Source organism: Burkholderia sp. IT-111MI5, from assembly GCF_949752865.1.
In the GTDB taxonomy this organism is placed as follows: Bacteria; Pseudomonadota; Gammaproteobacteria; order Burkholderiales; family Burkholderiaceae; genus Burkholderia; species Burkholderia pyrrocinia_C.
On the sequence record NZ_CATKIF010000022.1, the window covers coordinates 335,878 to 352,068 of the forward strand.

A 16,191-nucleotide genomic window follows, 5' to 3' on the forward strand; every position below is an offset into this window, starting at 1 on the left:
GCTCAGACGATCCGCATCGCACCCGCACGCTCGAATGCGTGCCGCGCCTGGATCAGCGTCGTGCGCGCCGCGCGCGCATCGCTCGCAACCTGCAGCAGCGGGCCGAGCTGCGACGGCTGCTTCAGCAACTCGCGCAGGATCGGCAGGATCGCCGTGCTGCCGTCGTCGCGCAGGCCGGCCGTCGCCGCGCGCGGCAGCGTGCGCCACGCCGGATCGACGATCGCGCGGCACACCGCGAACGGCACGCCGCGCGCAGCCGCGAAGGCCGCCGCGATATGCGACTCCATGTCGACGGCGAGCGCGCCCTTCGCATGGTGCAGCGACGCCTTTTCCTGTGCGCTGACGACCGGCGCGCCGACGGCCGCGATCGTGCCGCGCGTGACGCGCGCCCATACCGGCGTGTCGTGCAGCGCGGCGACAAGCCGCGCGCTCCAGCCCGCATCGGTCTCGACGCGGCCGAACGGCCCGTCGATCGCGTTCGCGATCACGAGCGCGCCGGGTTCCAGGTCGGGCGCAAGCCCGCCCGCCGTGCCGAAGCTCACGATGCCCGCGCAACCGTGCGCGGTCGCGTCGGCCAGCGCGCGCTCGAGCCGGTCGGCCCGCGCGGCGAACACGGCCTCTACGCCGTCGCCGCGCGCGATGCGTGCCTCGAACGCCATCCCCGTCACCGCGATGACGGGCAATGCGCCGTTGTGCCGTGATGCGCCCACGCGTTACATCCCGACCGTGACGCGCGTCGCGTTGTCGCGCTTCAGGTTGCGGTAGCGCGCGAGCGCCCACAGCGGGAAGAACTTGCGATAGCCGTGGTAGCGCAGGTAGAACACGCGCGGGAAGCCGGTCGCCGTGAAGCGCGTCTCGTCCCACAGACCCTCTTCGTTCTGCTCGGCGATCAGGTAGTCGACGCCGCGCGCAACGGCCGGGTTGTTCACCTCGCCGGCCGCCATCAGGCCGAGCAGCGCCCAGGCCGTCTGCGACGCCGTGCTCGGCGCCTGCTCGAAACCGCGGTAGTTCAGTTTGTAGCTGTCGCCGTCCTCGCCCCAGCCGCCGTCCTTGTTCTGGATCGACAGCAGCCACTGCGCGCCGCGCTTCATGCGCGGATCTTCCGGCCCGAGGCCGGCCGCGTTCAGCGAGCACAGCGCGGTCCACGTGCCGTACACGTAGTTCATCCCCCAGCGGCCGTACCAGCTGCCGTCCGGCTCCTGCTCCTTCAGCATGTAGTCGAGCGCGCGGCGGGCCGGCTCGCTGTTCGCGGCCGTCTCGCCGAGCTGCGACAGCATCGACAGGCAGCGGCCCGACACGTCGGAGGTCGGCGGGTCGAGCAGCGCGCCGTGATCGGAGAACGGGATGTTGTTCAGGTAGTACTGCGTGTTTTCCGGCTCGAACGCGCCCCAGCCGCCGTCGCTGCTCTGCATGCCGACGACCCATTCGCGTGCGCGCGCCATCGATTCGCGGTACGCGTCCGACTGCCTGAGCTTCTGCGCGCGGTCCATCGCCATCACGACCACGGCCGTATCGTCGACGTCCGGGTAGTGAGCGTTCGCGTACTGGAATGCCCAGCCGCCGGGCCGCACGTTCGGGCGGCGCGAGATCCAGTCGCCGCGCACGTCGAGGATCTGCAGCGGACGCAGCCAGTCGAGGCCGCGCAGCACGGCTTCCTCGGCGCGCGCATCGCCGGTTTCGAGCAGCGCGTGCGCCGCGAGCGACGTGTCCCACACCGGCGACAGGCACGGCTGGCAATACGCTTCGTCCTCCTGCACGACGAGCAGCTTGTCGAGCGCCTTGCGCGCGATCGCGCGATTCGGATGATCCTCCGCGTAGCCGAGCACGTCGTACATCATCACTGCGTTGGCCATCGCCGGATAGATCGCACCGAGGCCGTCCTCGCCGTTCAGGCGCTCGTCGACGAACGACACGGCCTGGCGGATCGCGCGTTCACGCGTATAGCTCGGGAACAGGCCGTCGACCGCGCGCAGCGCATGGTCGACCACGCGGAAGAACGCGAACCAGCCGGCGCTCTGATGGCCCTGGCGCGGCAGCAGCCCGGCGTTGACGGGCGGATCGATGAACAGCTCGTCGATGCGCACGCCGCGCGGGTTCTTCGCGAGCGGGCGCTTCGCGTTCAGCACGAGCAGCGGCACGATCACGGTGCGCGCCCAGTACGACACCTTCGACAGGTGGAACGGGAACCACTGCGGCAGCAGCATGATCTCGACCGGCATCATCGGCACCGCGCGCCACGGAATCGCGCCGTACAGCGCGAGCTGGATGCGCGTGAACACGTTCGACATCTCGGCGCCGCCCATCGCGTGGATCGCCTTGCGCGCGCGCTGCATGTGCTCGGCGTTCTCGTCGTCGCCGATCACCTTCAGCGCGAAATACGCCTTCACGCTCGCGCTGATGTTCGGCGCGCCGTCGGTAAACAGCGGCCAGCCGCCGTCCGCCTGCTGGATGCGGCGCAGATACCGGCCGATCTTCTGTTCGAGCTCGAGGTTCGGCGTCTCGCCGAGATAGTGGACGAGCAGCACGTATTCGGCGGGAATCGTCGAATCGGCTTCGAGTTCGTAGACCCAGTGTCCGTCCGGGTTCTGCGCGGCCAGCAGCGCGTCGGTCGCACGCGCGACGGCCGCGTCGACGCCGGCCGGCGCGATGCCGGCGGACAGGGTAGCCATTTCGGTGAGATCGTTCATCGGTCCCTCTGTTATTGCGTCTGGAGCACGTCCGCGGCCAGTTGGCCGGAACGGATCGCGCCCTCGATCGTGGCGGGCAAGCCGGTGGCAATCCAGTCGCCCGCCAGCACAAGATTGGTCCAGCGCGTACGCACGGCCGGACGCTTCATTTCCTGCGACGGCACCGCCGCAAAGCCCGCGCGCGGCTCGACGACGAGCTGCCACGCGGGGATGGTTTCCGGGTTCGCGCCCGTCACGCGCGCGACGTCTTCCCAGATCCGCCGCGCAAGCGTGTCGTGCGGCATGTCGAGCCAGCGGCCCGCATCGCGGATCGTCGCCGCGAGCTGGCCGCCGCCGGCGCGCACCGCATCGACGACGCCATTGACGACGGTCGTCTGCAGCGGGCTGCCGGCCGGCGGCTCGACCGCGAAATACGCGGTCACGACCGCGCTGAATGTATCCGGCGCGGTGAGTTCGGGCACGAGCGGCAACGCGACCTCGGGCGGCACGGCCAGCACGACCGCGTCGCCCGGCGCGAGATCGACGCGCTCGCCGCCGATCACGGCCGCGTCGACCGCATTGCCGTGCGCGCCGAACTCGAACGCGTCGAGCCGCGAGTTCAGCCGGATCTGCGCGCCGCCGTGCTGCAGCATCCGCAGCGCCGGTTCGACGAATGCGCTGCCGAGCCCGTGGCGCGCGACGAGCGGACGGCAGCCGGGGCCGCCCGCGGCAAACGTGCTGCACAGCACTGCGCGCGCGAGCTCGGCACTCGCGTGGCGCGGCTCGACGTTCAGTATCCCGAGCCAATACGGCCGCAGCCAACGATCCCACAGCACGCCGTCGCATCGCATCGTCTGTGCGAGCGAGCGGCCCGTGCGCGCGAACGCGAGCGGTGCGAGCGCGAGGTAGTCGAGCGGTGTCGTGCCCGGCGCGCGCGACGCGGCATCGAACAGCCACGACGGCCAGCGCCCGTTGCCGAAGCGCAGCGTCCAGCGCTGCTGCGACGCGACGTCGACGACCGGGAATTCAGGCAGCGCGGGCCCGACCAGCTGATCGGCCGCGCCGATCGCGCGCAGGTAGCGCTGCGTGGCCGCCTGCCCCGCGAAGACCACATGCAGCCCGCTGTCGAGCGTCGTGTTCAGCGTCCCGTCGAACCACGATCGGCAGCGGCCGCCCGCATGCGCGTGCGCATCGTGCAGCACGATGTGCCGCCCGCGGCGTTGCAGCTCGACCGCGGCCGACAGGCCCGCGAGTCCGGCACCGATCACGTGGACGGTTCTGGGCATCGACTCGGTCGACTCAGAACAGCGCGTAGCGCGCGGCGATCATCAGCATGCGCGCTTTCGGCTTGCGCAGCGGCGCGCGCGGGGCGGCAAAGCCGCGTGCGATCGCGGCTTCGAGAATGCAGCGATACGCACCCGACATGATGCGCGGCGCCTTCACCTGCGCACGCGGGCAGGTATCCATCACCGCGTCGGCCTGGCGGAAATGCTCGAGCGCGCGCTCGACGAGCGTCGCGCACACGCGCGGCAGCGCCGGATCGCGCACGATCGTCGCCGGATCGGCGATCGCGATGCCTTCGCGCGCAAGCAGCTCGCGCGGCAGGTAGCAGCGGTTGATCGCCGCGTCGTCGTCGATGTCGCGCAGGATGTTCGTCAGTTGCAGCGCGCGGCCGAGGTGGTGCGACAGCTCGATCCCTTCGGCTTCCGGCATCCCGAAAATCCTCACCGACAGCCGGCCGGCCGCGCTCGCCACGCGATCGCAAAAGAGGTCGAGCGTCGGCTCGTCGGGTGCGCAGATGTCTTCTACCGCGTCCATCGCCATCCCGTCGATCATCGCGTGGAAGTCGTCGCGCTGCAGGTTGAATGCGCGGATCTCGCGATCGAGCGCGGCCAGATGGCGCGGCGGGCGGCCCGCGAAGCACGCGTCGATGTCCGCGCGCCAGCGGTCGAGGCCCGCGGTGCGCTCGGCGCGCGGCAGATCGCTGTCGGCGATATCGTCGACCGCGCGGCAGAACGCGTAGACCTGGAACATCGCATCGCGCTGCACGGCCGGCAGGATGCGCATCGCAAGATAGAAAGAGCTGCCCGATGTGACGGCAGCGGCGTCGGTTTCTTGTTCGTCCACGACGGAATTGGAAACGGCCAAGACAAGCTCCACGGAGACACCCACGCGGGGCGATTGAAGAAGCCATGCCCGGCTGGGATGGTCAGGGTGTCAAATGCGTGCGAGATATGCGAACGATCGACACAGACAGGCACAAATTACCGGCCGGAAGCCGGAATTGGGCGAAAGTATAGCAATCTTTGAAGTTCGATGGCGGACACGCGCCATGCCCGGCGGGGCGCCGGGAGCCGTTGGCGGGCCGGCGCGGCCGGCCTCGGCGGGAACGGGCACCACATGGCATCAGCGGGCATCAGCGGGCGCCGGCGGCCCGTCAGCCGTAAACGATATCGCGCTGCAGGTCGAGCGCAATGAGCCCCATTTCGCGGGTGAGCTGCAGCATCGAGCGGCGTTCGAGGCGCGAGCCCATGAAGCTCGTCACGCGGCCGTCGGGCTCCACGGTGAACTGGAATACCGCGCCGCCCGTGCCGAACCACGCGCCCGGCACGTCGGGCGACTCCTGCCAGTCGATCTGCTCGAACACGCGCGCGATCCCCGCGCGCACCAGGTCGCCAGGGCCGATCGGCGGCGCGATGTCGCCCAGGTCGTCGAGCGAATAGGGGCCGGGTTTGTCCGGCTTCCGGTAGAAGAGATAGTCGACGTTCATGGGGCGCAATCGCGAGCAAAGCAACAAATTAGCGCGCTTCGGCTCAAATTCATATCGGATCCGGACGAAATGTGGCCTGCGCGAGACAAGAGGGACGGATCGCCGGTTACCGCGCAATCGTGCCATGCGTTCGCGCTTGGATACGCACGGGTTCGTCTAAGATGACAGCTTTCCCGAAAAAACACGAACACCATGGAGACGAACATAACCGCCCCCCAGCAGGCCGACCATCCCGTGTTCGTGCTCGTGCATGGCGCCTGGCACGGCGCGTGGTGCTACGCGCACGTCGCGGCCGCGCTGGCCGCGCGCGGCTACCTGTCGATCGCGCGCGACCTGCCCGCGCACGGCATCAACGCCCGCTTTCCCGCGTCTTATCTCGAACGGCCGCTCGACAAGGACGCGTTCGGCGCCGAGCCGTCGCCGGTCGCGAACACGACGCTCGACGATTACGCGACGCAGGTGATGCAGGCCGTCGACGACGCGTATGCGCTCGGCCGCGGCAAGGTCGTGCTGGTCGGGCACAGCATGGGCGGCCTCGCGATCACGGCGGCCGCCGAGCGCGCGCCGGAAAAGATCGCGAAGATCGTCTATCTCGCGGCGTTCATGCCGGCCTCGGGCGTGCCGGGCCTCGACTACGTGCGCGCGCCCGAGAACAAGGGCGAGATGCTCGGCGCGCTGATGCTCGCGAGCCCGCGCGTCGCCGGTGCGCTGCGCATCGATCCGCGCAGCGGCGACGCCGCGTATCGCGACACGATGAAGCGCGCGCTGTACGACGACGCACCGCAGGCCGATTTCGAGGCCGTCGCGAACCTGATGACCTGCGACGTGCCGGCCGCGCCGTTCGCGACCGCGATCCCGACGACCGCCGTGCGCTGGGGCGCGATCGACCGTCACTACATCAAGTGCCTGCAGGATCGCGTGATCCTGCCCGCGCTGCAGCAGCGCTTCATCGACGAAGCCGACGCGTTCGCGCCCGGCAACCCGACCCACGTGCACCAGCTCGACAGCAGCCATTCGCCGTTCGTGTCGGAGGCGGCCGTGCTGGCCGGCGTGCTGGCCGACATCGCGAAAAGCTGAGCGCGGCACGCGCGGGGCGAAGCCGCTTCGCGCGATGCGGGGCGGGCGCGCCTACGCGTAGGCGACCGAACGATCGCGCCCGAGCCGCTTCGCGCGATAGAGCGCGGCGTCGGCCTCGCTGACGAGCACGTCGCTGGTCGGCGCGCCCGTTCTCGCGCACGCGCCGCCGACGCTCGCCGTCACCGGCACGCTGACGCCCTCGGCATCGACCGGCGAGCTGCCGATCGCGTCGCGCACCTTGTCGGCCACCAGCATCGCCTCGTCGAGATTCGTGCACGGCAGCAGCAGCGCGAATTCCTCTCCGCCGAAACGGCCGAACGTATCCTGCGCGCGCACGATCGACGCGACGCGGCGCGCCGTCTCGCGCAGCACGGCGTCGCCGGCCGCATGCCCGAAGCGGTCGTTGATCGTCTTGAAGTGGTCGAGGTCGAACAGCAGCACCGACATGTCGCCGCCGTAGCGCTGCCAGCGCGCGAATTCGTCGCCGAGCCGCGCCTCGAAGAAGCGCCGGTTCGCGATGCCGGTCAGGCCGTCGCGATTCGCGTGTTCGCGCAGCTTCGCGACCGCTTCCTCGCGCTCGCGCTGCATCACGCTCACATGCGTGACGTCGGAGATCGTCACGCACACGGCCTCGACCTCGCGGCCGCGCGTGAGCGGCATGAACGTGCAGTCCTGCTGCATGTAGTCGACGCCGCCGGTGATCGGCCGGTCGTGCTCGAAGCGGAACAGGTAGGGCCGCTGCTCCCACGAGCTGAACGCGAAGCTGCCGAGCTGGAACACGCTCTCGAGCTTGCGCGACAGCCATGCGCGCGGCAGGTCCGGAAAGCAGTCGAACAGGTTGCGGCCGATCACGTCGGCGGCCGGGATGCCGCTGTGGTCCTGCATGAAGCGATTCCACATCAGCACGCTCATCGAACGGTCGAGCACGAACAGGCCGAAGCCCACCCGCTCGATCACGAGGTCGCTCAGCGACGGCGCGGCGGCCGTCATAGCGCGGACAGCAACGCGTCGAGCGCGTCGCCCATCAGCCGGATCGAATCCTCGGCCATCAGCATCACGAAGTGGGCACGGAACGCATGATCCTCGAGCCCGAAGTTCACCTCGAGCAGCAGCGCGACGCTCCACGCGAGCTCGGGCGGCTGGAATACGTCGTCGAACGACACGTTCGAACCGAGCAGCCCCGGCGGAAAGAACACGGGCTTGCGGCCGAGCTCGTCGAGGATCGACGCGACGCATGCGCCCATCAGCACGTTCGCGACGTCGAACATGAGCTCGTCCGGCGTCGCCATCCCGCCGTACACGCCGTCGCCGAACGTGCGGTCGACGATCGTCATGAGCCGCGCGACGCCCGCGCTGCGGCACAGCACGATCGCCTCGCCCTTGATGTCGGAGCGGAAGCCCTGGCGCACGGCGGTCACGTTGTCGTGAATGCCCGTCATCTCGCGCAGCGCGTCGCCCGCGTCGGCCGCTTTCACGACGCGCACGCGCGGCACCGACAGCTCGATGAAGCGCCCGAGCAGCAACGCAAGCCGCGCGGCGGCGCGGCCCATTGCAAGGTTGGCGATTTCCTGCAACGCGTCGCGTTGCTCCGCCGTGAACACCGATTCAGGCATACAACCCATACTCCTTGAGAATGGGCAGCAATGCGTCCGACGTCACGGGCTTGGCAACGAATGCGATCGCGCCCAATTCGCGCACGCGTGCTTGCGCCTGCGGCTGGATATCGGCGGATACCACGATCACGAACGTGTTCAGATCTTCGTGGCGCAGTGTCTCCAGGACCTGATATCCGCTCATGTCGGGCATCGTCAGGTCCAGAAACATCACGGAAGCTTTGCCGTCACGATAGAGCGCCAGGGCCTCGCGACCATTCGCTGCATACGCGACGTCAACGTCCCAGTCTCCCGGCAACGCCTTTGTCAGAAGTTTGCGAGCGAGCAGCGAATCGTCGGCAATTACAATCGGCAAAGGCATGGGGCGATGCGGTATACGGAGTGGTCTCTCTCGCGTTAACGGCCGCGCGGCGCACTTCTTGAGGCGCCATGCGTTCGGGCGCAGGCAACCGCCTGGCGGCCGTGCACGGGCGCCGCGACGCAGGTGCGCGCGACGCACCGCGCGGCGAACGCCGGCGGGCGCATATATCTGTCATAGGGAAAGCAAGGCGCGATTCTCGGAGTAAACCGAAGTCGGTGCAACTCGCCATTTTCACCATTTCGAACAGAATCGATCCGATCGCGCGTCATTCCGAAAACAGCCGCAACCATTTTTGAGATAAGTACGCAAAATTTTTCCTTGTGTACGTTTGCGCTGCCGGATTCGTCGCGTTTTCAATCCGACAATTTCCCCCTGTCGGAATCGACGGGATCGTGCTCGTACGGCGCGGTGCGGCGGGCCGTCGCAACTCGTTTATGATGGCAGGCACCTCTGCCTCACCCGCTGCTTCGATGACGTCCGACCGGCCTGCCGACTCCCACGCCCCCGCCTCCGCTCCCGCCGACGACTGGCAGGACGACGGCACCTACGCGTCCGGTGCGCCCGAGCACGATTTCGCAGTTCGCCGCGTGACGCTGATCGTGCTGCTCGTCGCGGCGATCGTGCTGCCGTGCATCTACGTGGTGGTGATGGCGTACAACGATCTGAAGGCGCGCGAGGCCGCCGCGAGCGACGTGACGATGCGCACCGTGCGCGTCGCCGAAGAGCACGCGCTCAAGGTGTTCGACCTGAGCGAAACCCTCGATGCGCGCATCGTCGATCTCGTGCAGGACATGGACGACGCGACCGTACGCAACAGGGAATCCGACATCCACGAAGCGCTGAACACGATCGGCGGCGGCTACCCGCAGGTGGCGGCCGTGTCGATCTTCGGCGCGAGCGGGATGCTGCTCGCCAACAGCCTCTACTATCCGGCGCCCTATGCGTCGATCGCGAACCGCGACGACTTCGCCGGCATCCGCGACGGCAAGGTCATCGAACACATCTCGCGGCTGATGATGGGGCCGCTCAAGCTCGAGAACATTCCCGTGTTCAACACGGGCGTCGCGCGGCGCCATAGCGACGGTTCGTTCGCCGGGATGGTGTCGATCGCGCTGAAATCGTCGTATTTCAACGCGTTCTACCGCGACCTGCTCGGCGGCGCGAGCACGCCGATGACGATGGCACTCGCGCGCTCGGACGGCGCGGTGATCGCATCCTATCCGCCGCCGCCGTCGCTCGCGCATACCGATCGCACGGCCACGTTCGGCGACGCGCGCAACGATCCGCGCGCGGGCGTCGTGCGCGTGCGCCACGACGGCGCAAGCAGCGAGATCGTCGCGTACCGCCAGGTCGGCAGCTATCCCGTCTATGTGTCGTGCGCCTACCGCACGTCGGCGATCTGGCATGAATGGTACGAACACCTGAGCGTGCTGTTCATCTCGATGTTCGCGCCGTCGATCGCGCTGTGGTCCGTGATCTGGCTGTCGCTCAAGCGGCTGAAGGCGGAAGAGGAGGCGTGGGACCGCTGGCAGGCGGAAGCGTCGATGCGGCGCTCGATCGAATCGGCGTACCGGCAGTCGCGCAAGATGCAGGCGCTCGGCAACCTCGTCGGCAGCGTCGCGCACGACTTCAACAACCTGCTGATGATCATCTCTAGCAACGTGCAGATCGCGCGGCGGCGCGGCGTCCAGCATCTCGACAAGGAACTCGGCGCGATCGAACGCGCGCTGAAGAACGGGCAGTCGCTCACGCGCCAGCTCCTCGGCGTCGCGCGCAAGCAGCCGCTGCACAACGAGACGATCGACATCGGCCAATGGGTCGGCACGTGCCGCGAGCTGCTGAAGACATCGCTCGGTTCGAAATCGTCGCTGGTCGTCGCGATCGAGCCCGGCGTCTGGCCGATTCGCGTCGACGTTGCGGAACTCGAGCTCGCGGTGATCAACCTCGCGGTCAATGCGCGCGACGCGATGGCGACCGGCGGCCGCTTCACGGTCGGCGCGCGCAACGTGACGCTGCGCCGCGAGGACGGCTTTCCGCTGACCGGCGATTTCGTGCAGATCTCGCTCGACGATACGGGTTCGGGCATGGCGCCCGACGTGCTTGCGCGCGCGTTCGAACCGCTGTTCACGACGAAGGCGCAGGGGATGGGGACGGGGCTCGGGCTGCCGCAGGTGTTCGCGTTCTGCGAACGCTCGGGCGGCCTCGCGACGATCGACAGCGCGGTTGGCGCCGGCACGTCGGTGCGCCTCTACCTGCCGCGCGCGCGTGCCGAGGACGTCGTCGTGCGGCCGCAGGCCGTCGTGCAAGACGCAAGCGCGCTCGCCGGGCTGCACGTGCTGCTCGTCGAGGACAACAGCGAAGTCGCGGCCGGCACCGAAGCGCTGCTTTCGCTGCTCGGGCACCGCGTGACCTATGCGCCCACCGCCGACGACGCGTTGCGCCTGATCGAAGGCGCGGCCGCGAACGACGCGTTCGACCTCGTGATTTCGGATATCCACATGCCGGGCCGCCTGAACGGCATCGACCTCGCCGAAGCGGTCGAGAAGCGGCCGGGGAAGCTGCCCGTGATTCTCGTCACGGGTTATGCGGAGGAGCTCGACCGCACGCGCACCGTCAACGTCCGCGTGCTGTCGAAGCCGTTCGACATCGCGCTGCTCGACGAGATCCTGCTGGGCATCCGCGAAGCGCGCGACGCGCGGCACACCGGCACGTAACCCGCTGCGTGCGGGCCGGCGCCGGCGTCGGCGGCCTGAACGGCCGCCGCGATCGGGCCGAAGTCGTCAGGCCGCCTTCAGCAGGCGCACCCAGCCCGCGTAGCGATCGACGAAGCCCTGCAGGAACTTGCGGGTGTCCTCGCTGACGATCTGGCCCTGCTCGTCGATGCGCGCCGGGTCGTGCTTGATGAACATCTCGGGCTGCCCGAGCGTCTTCACGTCGAGGTACGCGAGCACGTTGCGCAGGTGCTGCTGCGCGAGCGCCGTGCCCGTCGCGCCCGGCGACGTGCCGAGCACCGCGCCCGGCTTGCCCGACCACGAGTTGGAACCCCACGGGCGCGAGCCCCAGTCGAGCGCATTCTTCAGCACGCCCGGCATCGACCGGTTGTACTCGGGCGTGACGAACAGCAGCGCATCGGCGGCTTCGATCGACTGCTTGAAGCGCTTCGCGACGTCCGGGAAATCCGCGTCGTAGTCCTGGCTGTACAGCGGCAGTTCGCCGATCTCGACGAACTCGAACGAAAAATCGGCGGGGGCGAGCGAGATCACCGCGTGCGCGAGTGCGCGGTTCGACGAAGCGCGGCGCAGGCTGCCGACGACGACCGCAATACGATAGGACATGACGTTCTCCTTCCGGTGAGTGAGGAATCGGTTCGATTGCTTCCGAACAGGTGACAAAGGTCTGTTTATAGGCAAGCCAGCCCGCGAACCGCCCGACGGGGCCGTCCGGCCGACTTTCCACAAGGTTTTCCACAGAAATTGTGGATAACTCGACCGTTATGTTCTGATGTTACAAACCACCCGCCGCGCGGCGTCGTCGACGCGCGACACGGGTTTCGGCAAGCATAGCGCAGCGCGCCGGCCGGTTTCGCGAATTCGTGACGGAACATACGTTGCAGGCCGGCAGCGCGCCCAGTAAGCTGCTTGCACCGCGATGCGCCCGCCCTGTGGCGCAAGCGCGATCGCCTCGAGACATTGCCCCCCCGACATGCCGTCCGCGTACGACGACCCCGTTTATCTCGCGCAACTGCGGCGCGACCTGCTGCGCTTCGCGCGACTCCAGCTCCGCGATGCCGACGCGGCCGAAGACGCCGTGCAGGAAGCGCTGACCGCCGCGTGGTCGCATGCGAGCGATTTTGCGGGACTGTCGGCCCACAAGACCTGGGTGTTCGGCATCCTGCGCAACAAGCTGATCGACGTGCTGCGTGCGCGGCAGCGGACGGTGAGCCTGTCCGCACTCGACGCCGAGCTCGATGGCGAATCCGTGCTCGATCGCGAGCTGTTCAAGGAAAACGGGCACTGGGCCGCGCATGCGAAGCCGCGGCCATGGCCGCGCCCCGAAACGCTGTTGCAGCAGCAGCAGTTCTGGACGCTGTTCCAGGCCTGCCTCGATCACCTTCCGGAGCAGATCGGGCGCGTGTTCATGATGCGCGAATTCCTCGACGTCGAGATGACGGACATCTGCAGCGAATTGACGCTGACGACGAATCATTGCAGCGTGCTGCTGTATCGGGCGCGCACGCGCCTGCGAACCTGCCTGAGCGAAAAAGGACTGACGACCGAAGATGCTGCCGGGGAAATGTACTGACGTGACACGACTGCTGTCGGATGCGCTGGACCGGCATCTGACCTTGCATGAACGCCTGCAGGTGCGCGTGCACCTGCCGACCTGCAGTGGCTGCAGAGCCTATCGCGGGCAGATCGCACTGCTGCGGACGGCCGCGAAAGCGGCGGCGGGGCGGGAACCGGGCGACGACGACACGTCGTCCGGGGCAGGCTAGATCCGGGCCGCGTTGCCGCTATTGTCCGGGCGGCGGGTGGCGCGCTGCCCGGCGATCCGACCTGCTTCGATTGCTGGCGTGCACGCCGGGATGATGCAATAAGAAAAATACGCCGGACAAGAATTATTCGAACAGCGCCTGCACCGATTCGGGCGGCCGGCCGATGGCTGCCTTCCCGCGATAAACGACGATAGGACGCTGCAGCAAAACCGGATGAGCGGCGATTGCCTCGTAGGCTTGCGCATCGGTCAAATCCGCACGTGCCAGATCCAGTGTCTTGTACTGCTCCTCGCCGTCGCGCAGCATGTCGCGAACCGGGCGGCCGAGTTGCCGATGCAGCGCTTCCAGTTCCTCGACCGTCAGCGGCGTCTTCAGGTACTCGACGACGTTCACCGGCGTGCCGGTCGTGTTCAGCGTCTCGACCAACGCAAGCGTCTCGCGCGATTTAGAGCATCGGGGGTTGTGGTAGATCGTGATCATCATTCAGGTCTGGATGGGAGAGGGCTGTATTGTAGCCAGTCTGGATCGGGGGTTTCGGCGTGGGCGGCAAGTGGGGGTAGCGGTGTGGGGACTCGATACTTTGGAGAGGCTGGTTGGCGGGAAGGTGCTGCCAGCGACACGGGCCTCGGGCGAAGCGATGCGTCGGGGGTGGGCTTCAACGGGGTGACGTGTTTATGCGCATAAAGTCGTGCGGCCCGCTATCTCGCGGCAAGGATAAGGATTCGCAAGCCGGCGCATCGTGATGGGTGTTTCGGGTGGCAAAGAGCGCAGGTATAGCGTGGTACGTCGATTGGTTTATGCGCATAAAGCCCGTGATCGCTCGGCAGGGTATCGGAGTTCATCGCGCCGACGAGCGTCGACAGTCACGGCACCGGAGCGATCGGTCGCATCGATGTACTGCCGTGTCAGGGCATCCCGGCTTGCCGAATTGATGCGGGCTAGGCACGTGATCGCTCGGTACTCGCCATCCATCGACCGCGGTTTATGCGCATAAACGTTGCGGCTCAGTATGACGCGACGCCGATGCTCATAGGCTCAATGGCACACCTCCCGAGTTGCATATCTGACCGGGGCGGACAAGATCACGCCCGCGCTCGGGAATGCCTCGCTGTCCTGCCGCACGGTTGGTCTGCCGCGGTCGCCGCTGAGTTTATGCGCACAAACTCACCCGCTCGCAGGCACAACCACCCACCACCGTCACGCGAAAGAGCAGCGCACTTCGATCTCGCCAGCACTCACTGCGCGTACCAACGACGCACGTCGTGATGACGCAACCGTCATGTGGCTCGTCAACGTCCGCAGACATCATCCACGCCATCCGATACGTCGCCGATCATCACCGGTCCGTTTATGCGCATAAACCGATAGCCCGAATGGCTAACGCGTAGTTGTCGAACGACAATTTCATTGAAATATAAATATCGTCCTGTAGAATTCCAACGACCAAAATAGGAGTGAAAATTGGCCGCGGAAATCATTGCAGTCACTCAACAAAAAGGTGGCGTAGGCAAAAGCACGATTGCCATGCACCTCGGCGCCGCGTTCCATGAAAAAGGGAAGCGCATCCTCGTCATCGACGCAGACCGTCAAAACACCCTGGTTCACTGGTCGAGTGCATCCGGCGACAGCGACACCGGCATTCCGTTTCCGGTCGTCAACCTTGCCGAAGCCGACGGCCAGATCCATCGCGAGATCAAGAAGTTCATCAACGACTACGACATCATCGTCGTCGACTGTCCGCCGTCGATCACCGAGAAGGTATCCGGCGTTGTCCTGCTGGCCGCATCGATTGCGGTGATCCCGACTTCGTCGTCGCCGGCCGATTACTGGTCGAGCGTCGGGCTGGTCAAACTGATCCAGCAGGCGCAGGTCATGAACGAAGACCTCCGCGCGGTTTTCCTGCTGAACAAGACCGAAGAGAAGCGCATGCTGACCCGCGAGCTCAAGCGCGCACTCGAGGAGCTCGGCTTCCCGTTGCTGAAGACGCAGATCCCGACGCGGGAAGCGTACAAGCAGGCGATGGCGCTCGGTCAGACCGTGCTGCAGATGAACGATCGCGGCGGCAAGCTCGCCGCCGCCGAAATTCGCGCATGTGCCGACGAAATCGTCGCCATGCTGCCCTGACTTTATGCGCACAAAGGAGTCACATGAAACCTTCCCAATTTGCAAAAGGATTCCAAGCGCGCCCGGATATCACGACGAGCGAGAAGCGCACGGCGCTCGATCGGCTCAATGCGATTGACGGCATCGTCAAGTCCGAGACGCCCGCCGCGGCACCGACCAAATCCGCGAAGAAAGACATCGCGGTGCCGCCCGCTCCCGAACTCACGCTCGATCCGTCGATCGACGAATCGCAGCAATATCGCGCATGGCGCCTCGAGAACCGCTATGCCCCCGGGCAGGTGATCGAGCTGTCGCTGAAGGCAATCAAGCATAGCCCGTTCAATCCGCGGCACTTCTATCTGAAGTCGTCGATTGCCGAACTCGCGGTCAACCTCGCGAAGCAAGGGCAGCAGCAGGCGATCCACGTGATTCCGGATTACGACAATCCGGGTACGTATTTCGTCAGCGACGGTGGCCGTCGCGTGCGGGCGCTGAAGGAAGCAAACAAGGAATCGGTAAAGGCGATCGTGATCGACGTGCCGATCGGTATCCAGAGCTACAAGCTCGGCTACGATCTGAACGTCCAGCGCGATTCGCAGACGGTGTTCGACAACGCCGTCGTGTGGCGCCGCTTCCTCGACGACAAGCATTTCCAGAGCCAGAAGGAGCTCTCCGAGCATCTCGGCCTCGACGAGTCGACGGTGGCCGTCGCGCTGTCGATCGGCAAGTTGCCGGAAGCCATCATGCAGGAAATGGTCTCGCGTCCCGATCGCTTCGGTTCGAACATGGCGTATCAGGTCGGCCGCTATCACAATGCGCGCGGCACCGAGGCCACGCTGCGGCTGATCAACAAGATCGTGTCGGACGATCTCAGCACGCGCCAGGTGTCGGACATCGTCAAGGGCCGCGTCGCTGCGCAGGAGACGCCGAAGGCCGCGGGCCGTCAGCGCTACGCGCAGCGTCTCGAGATCAAGCTCGGCGGCAAGTCGGTCGGCGACCTGAAGTCGTATGGCGAAGACCGCATCGAATTGCGCCTGCGCGGCCTCCCGAAGGACAAGCGCGACGCGATCCTCGAGCAGCTCGAGCGGATGCTGTTGTCGGAGTGA

General features: G+C 66.9%; 16 protein-coding genes. 6 read left to right on the plus strand and 10 right to left on the minus strand.

Going from position 1 to position 16,191, the window contains the following annotated elements:
• Positions 1–2 precede the first annotated feature (2 nt).
• The 5 genes from ACM6JT_RS19860 to ACM6JT_RS19880 form a co-directional block, all read right to left on the minus strand.
• On the minus strand, positions 3–659 hold the full coding sequence (locus ACM6JT_RS19860) for a phosphorylase (RefSeq protein ID WP_051983728.1): 657 nt from the start codon (positions 657–659) through the stop codon (positions 3–5).
• 54 nt (positions 660–713) lie between these two features.
• The gene (gene shc / locus ACM6JT_RS19865; RefSeq protein WP_034181520.1) at positions 714–2,687 is read right to left on the minus strand and encodes a squalene--hopene cyclase; all 1,974 of its coding nucleotides are present in this window, start codon (positions 2,685–2,687) and stop codon (positions 714–716) included.
• Between the two features lie 11 nt (positions 2,688–2,698).
• On the minus strand, positions 2,699–3,952 hold the full coding sequence (gene hpnE / locus ACM6JT_RS19870) for a hydroxysqualene dehydroxylase HpnE (protein WP_034181519.1): 1,254 nt from the start codon (positions 3,950–3,952) through the stop codon (positions 2,699–2,701).
• A 13-nt stretch (positions 3,953–3,965) separates the two neighbouring features.
• Positions 3,966–4,814, minus strand: coding sequence for a presqualene diphosphate synthase HpnD (gene hpnD, locus ACM6JT_RS19875; protein WP_105391294.1), 849 nt, complete (start codon positions 4,812–4,814; stop codon positions 3,966–3,968).
• A 289-nt stretch (positions 4,815–5,103) separates the two neighbouring features.
• Complete coding sequence (locus ACM6JT_RS19880) at positions 5,104–5,436, minus strand: hypothetical protein (protein ID WP_034181517.1); 333 nt, start codon at positions 5,434–5,436, stop codon at positions 5,104–5,106.
• A gap of 192 nt (positions 5,437–5,628) precedes the next feature.
• Between ACM6JT_RS19880 and ACM6JT_RS19885 the strand changes: the two genes are divergently transcribed.
• Complete coding sequence (locus ACM6JT_RS19885) at positions 5,629–6,513, plus strand: alpha/beta fold hydrolase (RefSeq protein WP_034181516.1); 885 nt, start codon at positions 5,629–5,631, stop codon at positions 6,511–6,513.
• 51 nt (positions 6,514–6,564) lie between these two features.
• On the opposite strand, the gene ACM6JT_RS19890 is transcribed toward ACM6JT_RS19885, so the two are convergent.
• From ACM6JT_RS19890 to ACM6JT_RS19900, 3 genes are read right to left on the minus strand one after another with little or no spacing between them, the layout of a single operon-like run.
• Positions 6,565–7,503, minus strand: coding sequence for a GGDEF domain-containing protein (locus ACM6JT_RS19890; RefSeq protein WP_034181515.1), 939 nt, complete (start codon positions 7,501–7,503; stop codon positions 6,565–6,567).
• Positions 7,500–8,126 (minus strand): chemotaxis protein CheC, encoded by a 627-nt coding sequence (locus ACM6JT_RS19895; protein WP_034181514.1) that lies wholly within the window; start codon positions 8,124–8,126, stop codon positions 7,500–7,502. The genes ACM6JT_RS19890 and ACM6JT_RS19895 overlap by 4 nt, the downstream gene beginning before the upstream one ends.
• Positions 8,119–8,487, minus strand: coding sequence for a response regulator (locus tag ACM6JT_RS19900; RefSeq protein WP_034181513.1), 369 nt, complete (start codon positions 8,485–8,487; stop codon positions 8,119–8,121). The genes ACM6JT_RS19895 and ACM6JT_RS19900 overlap by 8 nt, the downstream gene beginning before the upstream one ends.
• Positions 8,488–8,957: 470 nt before the next feature.
• On the opposite strand from ACM6JT_RS19900, the gene ACM6JT_RS19905 reads away from it, so the two are divergent.
• Positions 8,958–11,201 carry a hybrid sensor histidine kinase/response regulator gene (locus tag ACM6JT_RS19905; RefSeq protein WP_105391364.1) on the plus strand — a complete coding sequence of 748 codons (2,244 nt, stop codon included), beginning with the start codon at positions 8,958–8,960 and terminating at the stop codon, positions 11,199–11,201.
• Positions 11,202–11,267: 66 nt separating this feature from the next.
• On the opposite strand, the gene ACM6JT_RS19910 is transcribed toward ACM6JT_RS19905, so the two are convergent.
• The gene (locus tag ACM6JT_RS19910; RefSeq protein ID WP_243565839.1) at positions 11,268–11,822 is read right to left on the minus strand and encodes an NADPH-dependent FMN reductase; all 555 of its coding nucleotides are present in this window, start codon (positions 11,820–11,822) and stop codon (positions 11,268–11,270) included.
• 367 nt (positions 11,823–12,189) lie between these two features.
• On the opposite strand from ACM6JT_RS19910, the gene ACM6JT_RS19915 reads away from it, so the two are divergent.
• Both ACM6JT_RS19915 and ACM6JT_RS19920 read left to right on the plus strand, forming a co-directional pair.
• Positions 12,190–12,789, plus strand: coding sequence for an RNA polymerase factor sigma-70 (locus ACM6JT_RS19915; RefSeq protein ID WP_414857110.1), 600 nt, complete (start codon positions 12,190–12,192; stop codon positions 12,787–12,789).
• Positions 12,767–12,982 (plus strand): zf-HC2 domain-containing protein, encoded by a 216-nt coding sequence (locus ACM6JT_RS19920; RefSeq protein ID WP_034181509.1) that lies wholly within the window; start codon positions 12,767–12,769, stop codon positions 12,980–12,982. Before ACM6JT_RS19915 ends, ACM6JT_RS19920 begins: the two co-directional genes overlap by 23 nt.
• A gap of 123 nt (positions 12,983–13,105) precedes the next feature.
• On the opposite strand, the gene arsC is transcribed toward ACM6JT_RS19920, so the two are convergent.
• Positions 13,106–13,465: an arsenate reductase (glutaredoxin) gene (gene arsC, locus ACM6JT_RS19925; RefSeq protein WP_414857111.1), complete on the minus strand. Its 360-nt coding sequence runs from the start codon at positions 13,463–13,465 to the stop codon at positions 13,106–13,108.
• A 978-nt stretch (positions 13,466–14,443) separates the two neighbouring features.
• Between arsC and parA the strand changes: the two genes are divergently transcribed.
• Positions 14,444–15,106, plus strand: a complete 663-nt coding sequence (gene parA, locus ACM6JT_RS19930; protein WP_034181507.1) for a ParA family partition ATPase — start codon at positions 14,444–14,446, stop codon at positions 15,104–15,106.
• 23 nt (positions 15,107–15,129) lie between these two features.
• Complete coding sequence (locus tag ACM6JT_RS19935) at positions 15,130–16,191, plus strand: ParB/RepB/Spo0J family partition protein (RefSeq protein ID WP_414857112.1); 1,062 nt, start codon at positions 15,130–15,132, stop codon at positions 16,189–16,191.

Excerpts from the sequence above, each read along its gene's own strand:
- ACM6JT_RS19860 (WP_051983728.1), bottom strand. The coding sequence starts at position 659 with ATGGCGTTCGAGGCACGCATCGCGCGCGGCGACGGCGTAGAGGCCGTG.
- shc (WP_034181520.1), bottom strand. The coding sequence starts at position 2,687 with ATGAACGATCTCACCGAAATGGCTACCCTGTCCGCCGGCATCGCGCCG.
- hpnE (WP_034181519.1), bottom strand. The coding sequence starts at position 3,952 with ATGCCCAGAACCGTCCACGTGATCGGTGCCGGACTCGCGGGCCTGTCG.
- ACM6JT_RS19880 (WP_034181517.1), bottom strand. The coding sequence starts at position 5,436 with ATGAACGTCGACTATCTCTTCTACCGGAAGCCGGACAAACCCGGCCCC.
- ACM6JT_RS19885 (WP_034181516.1), top strand. The coding sequence starts at position 5,629 with ATGGAGACGAACATAACCGCCCCCCAGCAGGCCGACCATCCCGTGTTC.
- ACM6JT_RS19890 (WP_034181515.1), bottom strand. The coding sequence starts at position 7,503 with ATGACGGCCGCCGCGCCGTCGCTGAGCGACCTCGTGATCGAGCGGGTG.
- ACM6JT_RS19895 (WP_034181514.1), bottom strand. The coding sequence starts at position 8,126 with ATGCCTGAATCGGTGTTCACGGCGGAGCAACGCGACGCGTTGCAGGAA.
- ACM6JT_RS19900 (WP_034181513.1), bottom strand. The coding sequence starts at position 8,487 with ATGCCTTTGCCGATTGTAATTGCCGACGATTCGCTGCTCGCTCGCAAA.
- ACM6JT_RS19905 (WP_105391364.1), top strand. The coding sequence starts at position 8,958 with ATGACGTCCGACCGGCCTGCCGACTCCCACGCCCCCGCCTCCGCTCCC.
- ACM6JT_RS19910 (WP_243565839.1), bottom strand. The coding sequence starts at position 11,822 with ATGTCCTATCGTATTGCGGTCGTCGTCGGCAGCCTGCGCCGCGCTTCG.
- ACM6JT_RS19915 (WP_414857110.1), top strand. The coding sequence starts at position 12,190 with ATGCCGTCCGCGTACGACGACCCCGTTTATCTCGCGCAACTGCGGCGC.
- ACM6JT_RS19920 (WP_034181509.1), top strand. The coding sequence starts at position 12,767 with ATGCTGCCGGGGAAATGTACTGACGTGACACGACTGCTGTCGGATGCG.
- arsC (WP_414857111.1), bottom strand. The coding sequence starts at position 13,465 with ATGATGATCACGATCTACCACAACCCCCGATGCTCTAAATCGCGCGAG.
- ACM6JT_RS19935 (WP_414857112.1), top strand. The coding sequence starts at position 15,130 with ATGAAACCTTCCCAATTTGCAAAAGGATTCCAAGCGCGCCCGGATATC.